The sequence below is a fragment of the Rhodoferax sp. ZS1R25 genome (genome assembly GCF_056521335.1).
Window position 1 is genome coordinate 39,701 of the sequence record NZ_JBWMAZ010000001.1, and the last position, 14,150, is coordinate 53,850.

The 14,150-nt window shown below is 63.9% G+C and carries 14 protein-coding genes; 5 read left to right on the forward strand and 9 right to left on the reverse strand.

Going from position 1 to position 14,150, the window contains the following annotated elements:
• A complete protein-coding gene (gene gatB / locus AC097R_RS00185; protein WP_479595509.1) occupies nucleotides 1-1,488 on the forward strand; it encodes an Asp-tRNA(Asn)/Glu-tRNA(Gln) amidotransferase subunit GatB in 1,488 nt (495 codons plus the stop codon).
• Nucleotides 1,489-1,541: 53 nt separating this feature from the next.
• On the opposite strand, the gene AC097R_RS00190 is transcribed toward gatB, so the two are convergent.
• Nucleotides 1,542-2,195, reverse strand: coding sequence for a DUF4124 domain-containing protein (locus tag AC097R_RS00190; protein WP_479595510.1), 654 nt, complete (start codon nucleotides 2,193-2,195; stop codon nucleotides 1,542-1,544).
• Nucleotides 2,192-2,875: an orotate phosphoribosyltransferase gene (pyrE, locus tag AC097R_RS00195; RefSeq protein ID WP_479595511.1), complete on the reverse strand. Its 684-nt coding sequence runs from the start codon at nucleotides 2,873-2,875 to the stop codon at nucleotides 2,192-2,194. The genes AC097R_RS00190 and pyrE overlap by 4 nt, the downstream gene beginning before the upstream one ends.
• Nucleotides 2,876-2,886: 11 nt before the next feature.
• Between pyrE and AC097R_RS00200 the strand changes: the two genes are divergently transcribed.
• The gene (locus AC097R_RS00200) at nucleotides 2,887-3,678 is read left to right on the forward strand and encodes an exodeoxyribonuclease III (RefSeq protein ID WP_479595512.1); all 792 of its coding nucleotides are present in this window, start codon (nucleotides 2,887-2,889) and stop codon (nucleotides 3,676-3,678) included.
• A gap of 58 nt (nucleotides 3,679-3,736) precedes the next feature.
• Here AC097R_RS00200 and AC097R_RS00205 read toward each other — a convergent pair whose 3' ends face one another.
• The 3 genes from AC097R_RS00205 to gntR form a co-directional block, all read right to left on the reverse strand.
• Nucleotides 3,737-4,372 (reverse strand): PEP-CTERM sorting domain-containing protein, encoded by a 636-nt coding sequence (locus AC097R_RS00205; protein ID WP_479595513.1) that lies wholly within the window; start codon nucleotides 4,370-4,372, stop codon nucleotides 3,737-3,739.
• A gap of 113 nt (nucleotides 4,373-4,485) precedes the next feature.
• Nucleotides 4,486-5,334, reverse strand: coding sequence for a M48 family metallopeptidase (locus tag AC097R_RS00210; RefSeq protein WP_479595514.1), 849 nt, complete (start codon nucleotides 5,332-5,334; stop codon nucleotides 4,486-4,488).
• On the reverse strand, nucleotides 5,331-6,383 hold the full coding sequence (gene gntR / locus AC097R_RS00215; RefSeq protein WP_479595515.1) for an HTH-type transcriptional regulator GntR: 1,053 nt from the start codon (nucleotides 6,381-6,383) through the stop codon (nucleotides 5,331-5,333). Before gntR ends, AC097R_RS00210 begins: the two co-directional genes overlap by 4 nt.
• 57 nt (nucleotides 6,384-6,440) lie before the next feature.
• On the opposite strand from gntR, the gene AC097R_RS00220 reads away from it, so the two are divergent.
• The 3 genes from AC097R_RS00220 to AC097R_RS00230 all read left to right on the forward strand — a co-directional run bounded on the left by AC097R_RS00220 (nucleotide 6,441) and on the right by AC097R_RS00230 (nucleotide 9,892).
• Nucleotides 6,441-7,781, forward strand: coding sequence for an AmpG family muropeptide MFS transporter (locus tag AC097R_RS00220; protein WP_479595516.1), 1,341 nt, complete (start codon nucleotides 6,441-6,443; stop codon nucleotides 7,779-7,781).
• Between the two features lie 105 nt (nucleotides 7,782-7,886).
• On the forward strand, nucleotides 7,887-8,603 hold the full coding sequence (locus tag AC097R_RS00225; RefSeq protein WP_479595517.1) for a response regulator: 717 nt from the start codon (nucleotides 7,887-7,889) through the stop codon (nucleotides 8,601-8,603).
• Between the two features lie 2 nt (nucleotides 8,604-8,605).
• The gene (locus tag AC097R_RS00230; protein ID WP_479595518.1) at nucleotides 8,606-9,892 is read left to right on the forward strand and encodes a sensor histidine kinase; all 1,287 of its coding nucleotides are present in this window, start codon (nucleotides 8,606-8,608) and stop codon (nucleotides 9,890-9,892) included.
• Nucleotides 9,893-9,916: 24 nt separating this feature from the next.
• Here AC097R_RS00230 and AC097R_RS00235 read toward each other — a convergent pair whose 3' ends face one another.
• The 4 genes from AC097R_RS00235 to AC097R_RS00250 all read right to left on the reverse strand — a co-directional run bounded on the left by AC097R_RS00235 (nucleotide 9,917) and on the right by AC097R_RS00250 (nucleotide 14,128).
• Entirely contained in the window at nucleotides 9,917-11,176 is a 1,260-nt protein-coding gene (locus AC097R_RS00235; protein ID WP_479595519.1) for an ROK family transcriptional regulator, read from the reverse strand.
• Between the two features lie 99 nt (nucleotides 11,177-11,275).
• Nucleotides 11,276-12,073 (reverse strand): ATP-binding cassette domain-containing protein, encoded by a 798-nt coding sequence (locus AC097R_RS00240; RefSeq protein WP_477892727.1) that lies wholly within the window; start codon nucleotides 12,071-12,073, stop codon nucleotides 11,276-11,278.
• Nucleotide 12,074: 1 nt separating this feature from the next.
• A complete protein-coding gene (locus AC097R_RS00245; RefSeq protein ID WP_310342664.1) occupies nucleotides 12,075-13,031 on the reverse strand; it encodes an ABC transporter permease in 957 nt (318 codons plus the stop codon).
• A 110-nt stretch (nucleotides 13,032-13,141) separates the two neighbouring features.
• Nucleotides 13,142-14,128, reverse strand: coding sequence for a substrate-binding domain-containing protein (locus AC097R_RS00250; RefSeq protein ID WP_479595520.1), 987 nt, complete (start codon nucleotides 14,126-14,128; stop codon nucleotides 13,142-13,144).
• Nucleotides 14,129-14,150 lie beyond the last annotated feature (22 nt).

A 14,150-nucleotide genomic window follows, 5' to 3' on the forward strand; every position in this document is an offset into this window, starting at 1 on the left:
ATGAGCGAAACCGTGAACACATTTGAAGCACAACAACAGGGCCGCCCCACGGGCCCGCTGGTGCACGGCTACGAAGTCATCATCGGCTTTGAAACCCACGCCCAGCTCTCGACCCAATCGAAGATTTTTTCGCGCGCCAGCACCGCATTTGGTGCCGAGCCCAACACGCAGGCCTGCGCGGTGGACCTGGCCCTGCCTGGCACGCTGCCCGTGATGAACAAGGGCGCCGTCGAACGTGCCATTCAGTTTGGTCTGGCGATCGGCGCCCACATTGCGCCGCGCAGCATCTTTGCGCGCAAGAACTACTTCTACCCCGACCTGCCCAAGGGCTACCAGATCAGCCAGTTTGAGACTCCGGTGGTGCAAGGCGGTGCCGTGGAATTCTTCCTCGGTGATGAGAAAAAATCGGTTCGCCTGGTGCGTGCCCACCTCGAAGAAGACGCGGGCAAATCGCTGCACGAAGACTTCATTGGCCAAAGCGGTATCGATCTGAACCGTGCCGGCACACCGCTGCTGGAGATCGTGACCGAGCCCGACATGCGCTCCAGCGCAGAGGCGGTGGCCTATGCCAAGGAACTGCACAAGATCGTGACCTGGATCGGTATCTGCGACGGCAACATGCAGGAAGGCTCGTTCCGCTGCGATGCCAACGTCTCGGTGCGCAAGCCCGGCAGCCCACTTGGCACGCGGCGCGAGATCAAGAACCTGAACAGCTTCAAGTTCATGCAGCAGGCCATCGACTATGAAGTGCGCTGGCAGATTGAGCAGATCGAAGACGGCCACGCGATCCAGCAGGCCACGGTACTGTTCAACCCCGACACGGGCGAGACGCGTGCCATGCGGACCAAAGAAGACGCAGCGGACTACCGCTACTTCCCCGACCCCGACCTGCCGCCGCTATGTATTTCGGAGCAGTGGGTGCAAGATGTGCGCGGGCAAATGGCCGAATTGCCGCGTGTCATGGCACAGCGGTTTGAAACCACGTACGGCCTGAGCGAGTACGACGCCACGCAGCTCACGCAGAGCTTGGCGCTCGCCACCTACTTCGAAGCGGCCACCAAAGCCAGTGGCCAAGCCAAGCTGGCCAGCAACTGGATCACGGGTGAGCTCGCGCGTCGGCTCAATGGTCAAGACCTGTCCATTGAGCATTCGCCAGTGTCCGCGCAGACCCTGGCACAACTGGTCGCACGCATCAGCGACAGCACCATCTCGAACAGCGCCGCCAAGCAGGTGTTCGATGCGCTGTGGGACGGCGCCACCGATGTGGACGCGGTGATCGAAGCCAAGGGCCTCAAGCAAATGAACGACACCGGCGCATTGGAAGCGATCGTCGACGAGGTGCTGGCAGCCAACGCCAAGAACGTGGCGGAGTTCAAGGCCGGCAACGAGAAGGCGCTGAACGGCTTGGTGGGGCAGATCATGAAAGCCAGCAAGGGCAAGGCGAACCCACAGCAGGTGAACGACCTGTTGCGCAGCAAGCTCGCCTAACGCACGCCGTAGAAGCGCTGCCCGGAAAAAAAGGCCTCTTGCGAGGCCTTTTTTTATTTGGCTGCGGGCCCCAGCTGGGCCCAGAGCTGGCGCAGGCGCACCAACTCGTCGTCAAACCGTGCATTCACGCGTTTGGACTCGGCATCCTGCTCGCCAATGAAGCGTTTTTGCACCGACTGGCTTTGCGTGTTTTCGTCAAACTGGCGGCGCAGGTAGGCGGGCGCCTTGCTGGGGTCCTTTTTGTAGAACTCCATCTCCTCGTCAATCGCCACGCGCTGGCGTACCAGCTCCTCCAACCGGGTGGTGGCCGCTTTGGTCACCGCGGCAATCTGTGCCAGCGCATCGGCACGCTCCTGGTCGTGCACCGTCTTGTTGGGGTAACGCGTGAGCAACGCACGGTCACGGCGCTTTTCCTCGGCCGCACGCCCCTGCTCTTCTTGCGCGCGTTTTTCCTTTTGCTCCAGCTCGGCCTTTTCCTGCGCGGTCAGCGTGGGGCCCACCTTGGCGCGCACGGTACCACTGGGGTTCAGCACCTTTTGCTCACGGTCTACGCATTCCGGAATCGGCCGGTCGGCCGTGAGTTTGCGCCCTTTGGCATCGATGCAGGTGTAAACGCCACCCGCGATGGGTGCGTTTTGCGCCCATGCAGTGACCACTGTCCCCATAGCCGCCAGACACACCAGCACGGCCTTCATAGTTCTTCTCATGCGTCTCCTTCTTCCACGCCATAGCGCTGGCGGTAGGCCAGCACCCTTTGGTGGTCCGCATCCGAGCCGGACCCATTGCGGGACTCCAGATACTGCATTAAATCGCCCAGCTTCGCAATTGCGCATACCTGCAGGCCTAGCTGGTTGCGCACGTACTGCACGGCGCTGTAGGGCACGTCCTGCCCGTTTTCGGTGGCTTTTTCCTGGCGATCCAGCGCGATGCACACAGCATGGGGCGTAGCACCCGCGGCCTGGATGATGGCAATGGATTCGCGGGCGGCGGTGCCAGCCGACATCACATCATCAATCACCAGCACCCGGCCCTGCAGCGGCGCGCCGACCAAGGTGCCGCCCTCGCCGTGGTCCTTGGCTTCCTTGCGGTTGTAGGCAAACGGCACATTGCGGCCCTGCCGCGCCAGCTCGATAGCGACGGCAGCGCCCAAAGGAATGCCCTTGTAGGCGGGGCCAAACACCATATCGAACTCCATGCCGCTGGCCAGCAAACGCTGGGCATAGAATTCGGCCAAACGCCCCAGTTTGGCACCGTCGTCAAACAGGCCCGCGTTGAAGAAGTAGGGGCTCATGCGCCCGGCCTTGGTTTTGAACTCGCCGAACCGCAGCACCCCGCAATCCACGGCAAACCGCACAAAATCCTGCGCCAACGGGTCTCGATCCGACATGGGAGTATTCCTTGTTTAAATTAACCAGCCTCAACCTCAACGGCATTCGCTCCGCCACCAGCAAAGGGCTTGAAGCCTGGCTCGCCCAGGCCCGGCCCGATTGTATTTGCGTGCAGGAAGTCAAAGCCCAGGCCGCCGATGTGGCCGACAAGTTCGAGTCCCTGGCCGGGCTCAAGGGTTATTTTCACTTTGCCGAGAAAAAAGGCTACTCGGGCGTGGGCGTCTATACCCATCTGGAGCCCAGCGACGTGGTGATCGGCTTTGATGGGGGAGAGTTCGATGGCGAAGGCCGCTACGTGGAACTGCGTTTTGACACCCCGTCGCGCAAACACTCCATCATCAGCTCCTACTTTCCCAGTGGCTCGTCGGGGGAAGAGCGCCAGTTGGCCAAGTTCCGGTTTCTGGGCGCGATGTACCCGCACCTGCAGGCGCTCAAGGCCGAGCGCGATTTCATTCTGTGCGGCGACATCAACATCGCCCACCGCGAAGTGGATTTGAAGAACTGGCGCAGCAACCAGAAGAACAGCGGTTTCACCCCCGAAGAGCGGGCCTGGGTGACCAAGCTGACCAGTGAGGGCGGCATTGTTGACGTCTACCGCCAACTGGAACCCGACACTACCGATGCGTGCTACACGTGGTGGAGCAACCGCGGCCAGGCCTATGCCAACAACGTGGGGTGGCGGCTGGACTACCACTTGGCCACCCCTAGCTTGGCGGCAGGCGCCCGCACGGTGGACATCTACAAGACCGAGAAGTTTTCGGACCACGCACCAATCACCATCAGCTACGACTTCGGTCTCTAAGCCCTCCCCGCCATGAAAAAGGGCCCTCTTGAGGGCCCTTTTTTTGTCTGCGTGCCGCTTAGACGCCGTTCTTGCGGCGGCGTGCCACGGCACCCAACAGCGCCAAGCCACCCAGCATCAGTGCGTAGGTTTCGGGTTCAGGGACTGGCGTGGTGATCGAGATCTTGATGATCATGTCGTCGTAGTCTTTGTCACCGCGGTAGTTGTCATTGAACAGCACCAAAGCATTCTTCTTGTCATGCGACAGGATCAGGCCCAAGGCGTCGGCACCATTGTGAATGGCGCCGCCGAGGTTGTTGGACTTGAACCAGAAGTCCAGTGCGCCACCAATCTTGGAGCCTGCGTCAAAGGTATACGCGCCTGCGCTGTTGGTGGTGGAGTTGATCACGGCGCCATCGCTGTTGCCAAAGTAAAAGCCGTTGTTGAAGCTGGCTTCCTTGCCCACAAAGCTGAACGACAGGGTGGCAGCGGAACTCAACACCAGCTCGCCGCTTTTCTGCATGTTGTGCAGGTTGAAGCCGGCGGCACTGAAGCCAGCGACCCAGGTCGGATCAAAGTCGTTGCCCAGATGGGTGCTATGGCCACCCACCGACGAGAACGTGGGGCCCGCAGGCACCGGAGTGGCCATGGCGGCGGGGCTGACCAAAGCGGCCCACACGGTGGACACACTCACAAAGGCTTTTAGATTTTTCATTGGACTCCCGTACTTGTAACTAGACGTAATTTTCGCAGTTACAAATCGAGGGGGCGTAGTCCGAAAGAGCTAATCCGGCGTGATATTCATCACTTTTTGCGCAAAAACTCGGCCTAGGGGGCTGCGGCAGGCGTCCGCTTGGCCTTCTCGTACAGAGGCATGACCTGTGGCAATGCCGCTTGAATGTCTGCAATGCGGGAGTTGCCGGACGGGTGGGTGGACAGCCATTCCGGGGGCGCCCCCTTGTTGGTTGCGCCCATTTTTTGCCACAGTGTGATGCCCGCCCGCGGGTCAAAACCCGCCCGGGCGGCCAGCTCCATGCCCACCAGGTCGGCCTCGGACTCGTCTTCGCGGCCAAACTTCAACGTCAGCAGTTGCGCCCCGTAGTGCGTCACCGTTTGCCCCACCTGGCCGAGGCCCAGCACCTGGCTGAGCAAACTGGCTCCCAGCCCCGTGGCGGCGTTTTTGCCCATGCGTTCACGCGCATGTTCGCGCAGCGCGTGGGCAATCTCGTGGCCCATGACCATGGCCACCTCGTCGTCGGTGAGCTTGAGCTTTTGCAGAATGCCGCTGTAGAACGCAATCTTGCCGCCCGGCATGCAAAACGCGTTGATCTGGTTGGAGCCCAGCAGGTTGACCTCCCAGGTCCAGGCCTTGGCGCGCGCGTTCCAGCTCAGCGTGAACGGAATGATGCGGCGTGCGATGGCGCGCAGGCGCCGCACCTGTGGATCGTCCTTGCCGCCCACGGCGTTTTTGGAGGCGGCGGCCGACACCATTTGGGCGTACTGCTGCGCCGCAGCGTGCTCTACCTCTTCAGCCGACACCAGGTTGCTGAACGCCGAATTGCCCCCCACGTCCACCCCTTCACGGGCGCCCACAGGGGCTGCGGCCCACAGCGCCGTGGCCAGCAGGACCGTGGCACCCCAATGGCGCGCGCCACTTCGCGTTGTTGTTTGTTTCATGTGCTTTGCCTTACTTTCAGTTCCCAGCCAACATCGACACAGCTGGCCGCCACCGTATCGCCGCGCATGCGCTGCAGCAGCATGGCCGCGGCGTTCTCGCCAATCTCGGCCCGCGGCGTGCGGATGGTGGTCAGTGCGGGCAACATCTGGTCGCTGCCGGCCAGGTCATTGAAACCGGCAATGGCCACCCGCTGCGGTACCGCAATACCCAGGCGCAGCGCTGCCAGCAAACCGCCCTGCGCCAAATCGTCATTGCAAAAGAAGATGGCATCCACGTCGGGGTAGTCTTTCAGGTGGTTGGTCAGCAGTTCCCCACCCAGCGCCAGCGATGACGGCTCGCTACGCAGCCATTCCAGTGTGGAGTCGTGCAGGCCCGCAGCTTGCAGCGCCTGGCGGTAGCCCTCCAGCCGCTGCAGCACCCGGGGGTCCAGCTGGGCGGCCGCAAACGCAATGCGGCGGCGACCCGTGGACAGCAGGTGCTCGGTCATGGCCCGGCTGGCGTCCGCCTGCGAGAACCCCACGCAGTGCAGCGCAGGGTCCTGCGAAATCTCCATCAGGTGCACACAGGGCACGCCGCTGCCTGCCAGCAGGGCGCGGCTGCGCGCGGTCCGCTCGGTGCCTGTGACCAGAATACCAGCAGGCCGGTGCGCCAGGTAGCTGGCCAGCAGGGCTTCTTCTTCGGCCGCGTCGTAGTGGGTCACGCCGATCAGGATTTGATAGCCCGCCGGGTGCAGCGTGCGGTGCACGGCCTCCAACAGGTCCACAAACAGGTGGTTCGATAGCAGGGGAATCAGCACCACCACGATGTTGCTGCGCGCGCTGGCCAGGGCACGGGCCGCCGGGTCCGGCACGTAGCCCAGTGCCTGTGCTGCGGTTTCCACCCGCGCCACGAGCGCCTTGTCCACGCTGCGCTCGGCGCGCAGTGCGCGTGACGCAGTGATGCGGCTCACGCCCGCGGACCGCGCCACGTCGTCCAGCGTGATGCGGCCGGAGGCGCGGCTTTTGCGCACCGGGCTGGTGATGGGTTCGGGCTTGCCCTCGTTACTCAATGGAACTCCTCGCGGTTGGCACCGCATGCCTGCGAATGTGACAGGTATTATTCCCGCATGTCCCAGCCTAGCACCACGCCGCCCTCCCCCGCACCCACCGGCTGGCTCGCCACCCTGCGGGTGTACGCCGAACCCGCCTCGCTGCGCATGCTGTCGCTGGGCTTCTCGGCGGGCCTGCCGCTGTTGCTGGTGTTTGGCACGCTGAGTTTCTGGCTGCGCGAGGCCGGGGTAGACCGCACCACCATCGGTTTTCTCAGTTGGGTGGGCTTGGCCTACGGCTTCAAGTGGGTGTGGTCCCCGCTGGTGGACCGCCTGCCGATCCCCGTGCTCACGCGCCTGCTGGGCCGCCGACGCAGCTGGTTGCTGCTCTCGCAGGCCATCATCATGGTCGCGCTGGTGATGATGGCGCTGACCGACCCCACGCTGGCACTGGCGCCCATGGTCTATTGCGCGGTGGCCGTGGCGTTTGGTTCGGCCACGCAAGACATTGCGCTGGATGCCTTCCGCATCGAGTCGGCCGACACCGAACACCAGGCCGCGCTGGCCGCTGTCTACCAGGCGGGCTACCGGCTGGCCATGATTTGGGCCGGTGCCGGTGCCCTGTGGATCGCCGCTCGGGCCGAGGTTCCCAATGCTGCGCTTTACCAGTACGGTGCCTGGCGCACCGCCTACCTAGTCATGGCCGCCAGCATGCTGCCGGGCGTGCTGACCGTGCTGTTCTCCCGCGAGCCCGTGCGGCAGGCACTGGCCCCGGCTCGCAACGCCGCCGAGTGGTTGCGTGGCGCCCTGGTGGAACCGTTCACCGACTTTGTGGGCCGCTACCGCTGGCAGGCGGTACTGATCCTCGCGCTGATTGCCACCTACCGCATCAGCGATGTGGTCATGGGCATCATGGCGAACCCGTTTTATGTGGACCTGGGGTTCACCAAGGACGAGGTGGCCGCCGTCAGCAAAGTGTTTGGCGTGATCATGACGCTGGTGGGCGCCTTCATTGGCGGGGTGATGGCGCTGCGGCTGGGCGTGATGCGCGTGCTCATGCTGGGCGCAGCCCTGAGCGCGGGTAGCAACCTGCTGTTTGCCTGGCTGGGCAGCCGGGGGCACGACCTGAGCGCGCTGGTGTTCGTCATCTCGGCCGACAACCTGTCCAGCGGCATTGCCAGCGCGGCCTTCATTGCCTACCTGTCCTCGCTGACCAACGTCAATTACTCGGCCACACAGTACGCGCTGTTCAGCTCCATGATGCTACTGGCCCCGAAGTTCCTGGCGGGCTATTCGGGCATGTACGTGGACCATTTTGGCTACCCCAGCTTCTTCACGGGCACCGCCCTGCTGGGGGTGCCCGTGCTGGTGCTGGTGGGATTCGCTTCACGCATCAAATCGCCCTCTAGCCCCCGTTAGCATTGCGCGAGCAGCTATTATTTTGGTAGCGATTTTTACCTAACTTTACCGCTGCTTCAAACCGCAGGCATGGCGGATACGGGGCTGCGGCGATAGACTGCCGCCATGCCCCAAAACCTGCTATTGATCGAAGACGACGCCCGCCTGGCCTCCATGGTGGCTGAGTACCTGGAACAGTCCGGCTTTTCCATCAACCACTGCGGCGACGGCCTGAGCGGCCTGGCCCACCTGACCCAGCCCCCGGCCGGCGCTGCACCTGAACTCGTGGTGCTGGACCTGATGCTGCCTGATATCGACGGCCTGGAAGTCTGCCGCCGCATCCGCGCGCTGCCCGCACCGCTGAGCACCGTGCCGGTGCTGATGCTGACGGCCAAGGGCGATGCCATGGACCGCATCATCGGCCTGGAAATTGGCGCTGACGACTACCTGCCCAAACCGTTTGAGCCACGCGAGCTGCTCGCGCGCATCCGCGCCATCCTGCGCCGCAAGGTGGACAACCCCACGCCCAACGGCAAGACCCTGCGCTTTGGCACGCTGGAAATCGACCGCGACGCCCGCACCGTGGTGGTGGCGGGTGCGGCGTGCGACCTGACCTCGTACCAGTTCGACCTGCTGGTGGCGCTGGCAGAGCGCGCCGGGCGCGTGCTCACGCGTGACCAGATCATGGAAGCCGTGCGCGGCCGCGAACTGGACGCCTTTGACCGCTCCATCGACGTGCACATGGGCCGCATCCGCGCCGCCATTGAGGCTGACCCCAAGGACCCCAAACGCATCCTGACCGTGCGCGGCGTGGGCTACGTCTTCGCGCGCCAGCAGGACTGAGCATGTTCTTCAACAAGCTGTACGTCCGCATCTGGCTGGCCGTGGTGCTGGCCGTGGTCGTACTCACCATGCTGGTGGGCTGGGCCTGGCGTATGGCCGCCGAGCCACCGCTGCGTGAAGTGGTCGTGCGCAACGAAGCGGGCGAGGTGATTGGCAATGGCCAGGCCCGCCTGCGCAGGCCGCCCTCTTCAGGCTGGCGCCTGGACCGCCCGTTTGGCGGGCCGCCGCCCTCACCACCAGACGACAAACAAGCCCCCACGGGCGAGCCACCCGGTGATGGCCCCGATGACGACGCGCCCGGCCGGTTTGGCCGCGGCCCTGAATTTCTGGTGCGCATGCAGGACGGCCAGACCATGCACCTGCACCTGCCGCGCCCCCCACAGTCCAGCATGCGCGCGCCGTTTGGCTTTCTGTGGACGCTGGGGCTGGTCGCCGTGGCCGTGGCCCTGGGCACCTACCCCATCGTGCGCCGCCTGACGCGTCGGCTGGAAACCCTGCAAAACGGCGTGGAGCGCTGGGGCGATGGGGATCTGAGCGTGCGCGTGCCCATGACGGGGGACGATGAGGTGGGCTTTCTGGCCTCGCGCTTCAACCGCGCGGCCCAGCAGATTGAAACGCTGGTGAAGTCGCATGAATCGCTGCTGGCCTCCCAAAAGTCGCTGCTGGCCAATGCCTCGCACGAGCTACGCTCACCGCTCACGCGCATCCGCATGGGGCTGGAACTCATGGGCGCCACGCCCAGCCCCAGCTTCAAACAAGAGATTTCGCGCAACATCAGTGAGCTGGACCAGCTGATCGAAGAGATTTTGCTGGCCAGCCGGCTGGACGCGAAGGAGGCAGACCTGGGCACCATCGAGCCCGTGGACCTGGTCGGCCTGGCTGCCGAGGAGTGCGCCCGCACCCAGGCCGCGCTGGAAGCCACGACCGGCGAACTGGTGGTGCCCGGCGTCGCCAAGCTATTGCGTCGCGCGGTGCGCAACCTCTTGGAAAACGCCCGCCGCTATGGCGCAGGCGAGGTCAGCCTGCAGCTGGAGCAAGACGGCACGCACGCCATCGTGCGCGTGTGCGACCGGGGGCCCGGCGTGCCTGAGGCCTTGCAAAGCCGCATCTTTGAGCCGTTTTACCGCCTGCCTGGTGCTTCCGAACGCGATGGTGGGGTGGGCCTGGGTCTGGCGCTGGTCAGGTCCATCACGCTGCGCCACCACGGTGGGGTGACCTGCAGCAACCGCGTCGGCGGCGGTGCGTGTTTTGAGATTCGCCTGCCGCTCTCAGCAGCCCAAGCAGCCTGAGGAAACCGCCTGAGCCTGCGCGGCTCAGGGTGCGACTTTGAGAAACAGGTCGCGGTCAGGGGCGAAGTTTTCGTGCAACGGCAGCAGTGCGCCGCCCAGCGCGCGCGCGTCGGAGCCAATGCTGCCCGCAATTACCGTGGCGGGCCACAGACCCTCCCAGTTGTAGCGTCGCAGCGCGGTGCCGGTCTCCTCGATCAAGCGCTGCAGCATGGCGCGCGAGAACGAGCCATCGATCACCACCGCATCAATATCCAGGAACGCCGTGGCGCTGACCACGCTGTGCGCCAGCCCCAACGCGGCGCTGGCAATCCAGGCGTGGGTGTGCACCGCGTAAGCACCGGTCATGGCACGGTCGTCATAGGCCGCGCTGGCCTCCAGCCCGGCTGCCTTGAAGTGCTGCTCCAGTTCCCACAGCGAGGCATGGGCCACCAACTGCTCGGGCGGTGCGCTGCCTTCGGCCACACCCAGCGGCATGGACGCTACCGCGCCCGCATTGCCGTGGATGCCACCGTGCAAGTGCGAATTGAGCACCAGCCCGCCACCCACAAAGGTATCCACAAACAGGTAGAGAAAGCTCTTGAGGTCGCGCCCCCGGCCCGCCACCAATTCGGCCACACAGGCCGCCGAGGTGTCCTTGGCAAAGCTCACGGGCGCATCGGTCATGGCCTGCACCTGGGCGCACAAATCGATATGGTTCCACTGGTCGGACACCGCCTCGGACAGGCCCAGCATCTTGTGCCAGCCGCCCAGGTTGAACGGTGCGGCCACACCCACCCCCACAAGGCGCGAGGCCAATGGCCCCATGCCGTCGAGGATGGTGCGCATGTGCGACTGGACCATGGGCAGCAACACATCGGCATCGGGGAAATCGTAGGCTAGTGTCTCGCGCACCCGCACCTTGCCGGTGAAGTCCACCAGCAGCCAGTCCGCACTGCGCCGGCCAATCTTGATGCCCATGGCGAACGCGCCGTCCGGGTTCAGCGTTAGCGGCACCGAGGGCTGGCCAATGCGGCCACGCACACGGTCCTGCTTGAGCAGCAGGCCGTCGTCTTCCAGTCGGGTGGTGATGAGACCAATGGTCTGTGCCGTGAGCCCGGTCAGGCGGGCCAGGTCAGCCTTGGGCAAGCTGCCGTTCAGGCGCACCGCCTGCAACACCACGCGCTCATTGAACTGGCGCATGCCCACATGGTTGGAGCCGCGTGGCCGCAACACAGGCGGCGATGCCGCGGCAGGCGCAGCGCTGGCATCGCTGCGGGCGGGAGATAGGGTGTCGGCAAAGTTCATGGTGGGATGATTTTCACCCATGTCCGCCAGCTTGCTGAAAACATTTTCATGCCCCGGCTGCATCGGCATCCGGGGCATGCAGGCTAGGGCCTCACCGGCTTAAGCCAGCGCTTCTGCAGGCAACTCTTCCACCAGTTTGGCTCCTGTCATCACCGCCACAGTGTCGCTCATGCTGATGACCTTGGGGTTGACCACGGCCGCGCGCTTGCCCAGGCGCTGGATGTGGATGCGGTCAGCAATCTCGAACACATGCGGCATGTTGTGGCTGATCAAGATTACCGGCAGGCCCTTGTCGCGCACGCGGCGGATTAGCTCCAGCACCATATTGCCCTCCTTCACGCCCAGCGCGGCAGTGGGCTCGTCCATGATGACCACGTGCTGCGCAAACGCCGCCGCACGCGCTACAGCCACGCACTGGCGCTGGCCGCCGGACAAGGTCTCGACCGCCTGCGTCATCGAGCGAATGCCGACCTTCAGGTCATTCATGCGCTGCACGGCCTGGGCCAGCATGGCTTTTTTGTCCAGCAGGCGCAGGGCTCGGCCCAGCGGGTGGTCCTTGAGCAGCTCACGACCCAGAAACAGGTTCTCGGCAATCGTCATCGCCGGGGCCACGGCCAGGTCCTGGTACACGGTCTCGATGCCGGCACGGCGTGCGTCGATGGGGGACTTGAAGTGCACCAGCTTGCCGTCCAGGAGCAACTCGCCTTCGTCGGGCACGGTGGCACCCGACAGGGCCTTGATCAGCGAGGACTTGCCCGCGCCGTTGTCGCCAATCACCGCCAGAATTTCTCCGGCGCGCAGCTCGAAGTCGGTGCCGTCCAGCGCCGTCACCTGGCCATAGCGTTTGACGATGCCTTTGGCCTGCATGACCAAAGTATGTTGTTGGGGGGCGTTCATATCAACGGCCTCCTTTGCGCGACATTTGGTCGGTGGCCACGGCCAGAATGACCAGCACACCGGTGATCAGCGTCTGCACCACCGAGGCCACGCCCATCAGCGTCAGCCCATTGCGGAACACACCCACAATGATGGCACCCACCAGCGAGCCCAAAATGATGCCGCGCCCGCCAAACAGGCTGGTGCCGCCCAACACCACTGCGGTGATGGTGTCCAGGTTTTCGGTCTGACCCGCTTGCGGATCGCCCACGCCGGTGCGCGCAATCGACAACAGACCGGCGATGCCGTAGAAGAAGCCCGCCATCACGTACACACCGATCAGCACGCGGTCCACGTTGATACCGGTGAGGCGCGCGGCCTCGGTGTTGTTGCCCACAGCGTACAGGTGTCGACCTGGAGCCGTGTCTGACAGCGTGCGCCAGGCCAGCAGGTACAGGCCCACCATCAGCAGCGTGCCCACGCTGACTTCCGTGCCGCCCACGGTGAAGGTATTGCCGATGTCCGTCAGGAAGGTGGGCAGGTGCGTCACCGTTTGCGATTTGGAGTAGAGCTGGGTCACGGCGAACGCAATGTTCATGGTGCCCAGGGTCACGATGAACGACGGCAGCTTGGCGCGGGTTACCAACAGGCCGTTCAGCAGGCCAAACAGGCTGGTCACCGCGACGCCGCAGACCATGGCCAGCGCGGGGTGCAAGCCGTTTTCCACCGCCAGCTTGGTCACCACCATGGAGCCAAGCGCCATCACCATGCCGCAGGACAGGTCGATGCCGGCCGTCAAAATAATCAGGGTTTGGCCGATGGCCAGCACACCCACCACCATGACCTGCTGGACCACCAGCGACAGGTTTTCACCGGTCAGAAAACGGTCGGACTGGGTGGCGAAGAAAAGGCATGCGGCCGCCAGGGCCAGCCAGGGCCCCAGCGCGCCCCAAGGAATATGGCGGGTGGATGTATTCATAGCGAAATACCGTAGTTGCAGAAAACGAATAAAGCAAAGAAGAAACAGAAAGAAAGGCGCGCCGTGGCACGCCTTTCTTCTCAGAGGATCACGCGGATACGCAGGTCAGATTACTTGTTGCCCCAGCACAGGTCCAGGCCCACTTTGGTGTCCTTGCTGTCTACGCCAGCAACCGACTTGCCAGCGATCAGGGTCACGCCGGTGTCCACATAGCCGGAGGCTTTCTTGCCGCCCTTGGCATAGTCAGCACCTGCGGCCACACCCATGGCGGCCATCTTCAGGGGATATTGCTGCGAGGTCGCAGCAATCACACCGGCCGTGGTGTCCTTGATGCCCTGGCAACCGCCATCCACCGACACGATGGTCACGCCTTTTTCCTTGCCGGCCTTCTTCAGTGCGTTGTAGGCACCGGCGGCTGCAGGTTCGTTGATGGTGTAGACCAGGTTGATGTCAGGGTTCTTTTGCAGGCAGTTTTCCATGGCGGTCTGGCCCTTGGCCGCATCGCCAAAGCTGTCAGCCATGCAGACCACGGCGGCGTCCTTGGATAGTTCGTTGGACTTGGCGTCCAGGGCGGGCAGGCCGTAACCCTTCATGAAACCGTTGTGGCGCTGGGCACCCACGGGGTGGCCAGGAAACAGGTCCAGCGTGGCGATCACGGCTTTTTTGCCACCCAGGGCGGCCTTGGCGTACTGGCCAATCAGCTCGCCGGCCTTGTAGTTGTCCGTGGCGAACAGGGCGTCGGCGCCGTCAAACGGGCTGTCCAGCGCGATCACTTGCACACCCTTGGCCTGCACCTTTTTCACGGTGGGGATGATGGCGTCGCCGCTGGAGGTGATCAGGATGGTCTTGGCACCGGCAGACACCATGTTTTCGATGGCGGCGATTTGCGTGGCGGTGTCGCCGTCTTGCTTGCCGGCGGCGGTCAGCAGCTTGGCGCCGATTTTCTTGGCTTCGGCTTCGGCGCCTTCCTTCATCTTCACGAAGAAGGGGTTGGTTTCGGTTTTGGTGATCAGGCCAATGATGGGCTGGTCAGCGGCAAACGCGACGTTGGTGGCCAGGGCCAGGGCGGTCAGGATCAGGGTGGTGGACGTTTTCATGCGATTGCTCCTCGGTCTGTGC

What these genes read in the sequence shown, in the direction of transcription:
- gatB (WP_479595509.1), top strand. Translation starts at nt 1, where the DNA reads ATGAGCGAAACCGTGAACACATTTGAAGCACAACAACAGGGCCGCCCC.
- AC097R_RS00190 (WP_479595510.1), bottom strand. Translation starts at nt 2,195, where the DNA reads ATGAGAAGAACTATGAAGGCCGTGCTGGTGTGTCTGGCGGCTATGGGG.
- pyrE (WP_479595511.1), bottom strand. Translation starts at nt 2,875, where the DNA reads ATGTCGGATCGAGACCCGTTGGCGCAGGATTTTGTGCGGTTTGCCGTG.
- AC097R_RS00205 (WP_479595513.1), bottom strand. Translation starts at nt 4,372, where the DNA reads ATGAAAAATCTAAAAGCCTTTGTGAGTGTGTCCACCGTGTGGGCCGCT.
- AC097R_RS00210 (WP_479595514.1), bottom strand. Translation starts at nt 5,334, where the DNA reads ATGAAACAAACAACAACGCGAAGTGGCGCGCGCCATTGGGGTGCCACG.
- AC097R_RS00220 (WP_479595516.1), top strand. Translation starts at nt 6,441, where the DNA reads ATGTCCCAGCCTAGCACCACGCCGCCCTCCCCCGCACCCACCGGCTGG.
- AC097R_RS00225 (WP_479595517.1), top strand. Translation starts at nt 7,887, where the DNA reads ATGCCCCAAAACCTGCTATTGATCGAAGACGACGCCCGCCTGGCCTCC.
- AC097R_RS00230 (WP_479595518.1), top strand. Translation starts at nt 8,606, where the DNA reads ATGTTCTTCAACAAGCTGTACGTCCGCATCTGGCTGGCCGTGGTGCTG.
- AC097R_RS00235 (WP_479595519.1), bottom strand. Translation starts at nt 11,176, where the DNA reads ATGAACTTTGCCGACACCCTATCTCCCGCCCGCAGCGATGCCAGCGCT.
- AC097R_RS00240 (WP_477892727.1), bottom strand. Translation starts at nt 12,073, where the DNA reads ATGAACGCCCCCCAACAACATACTTTGGTCATGCAGGCCAAAGGCATC.
- AC097R_RS00245 (WP_310342664.1), bottom strand. Translation starts at nt 13,031, where the DNA reads ATGAATACATCCACCCGCCATATTCCTTGGGGCGCGCTGGGGCCCTGG.
- AC097R_RS00250 (WP_479595520.1), bottom strand. Translation starts at nt 14,128, where the DNA reads ATGAAAACGTCCACCACCCTGATCCTGACCGCCCTGGCCCTGGCCACC.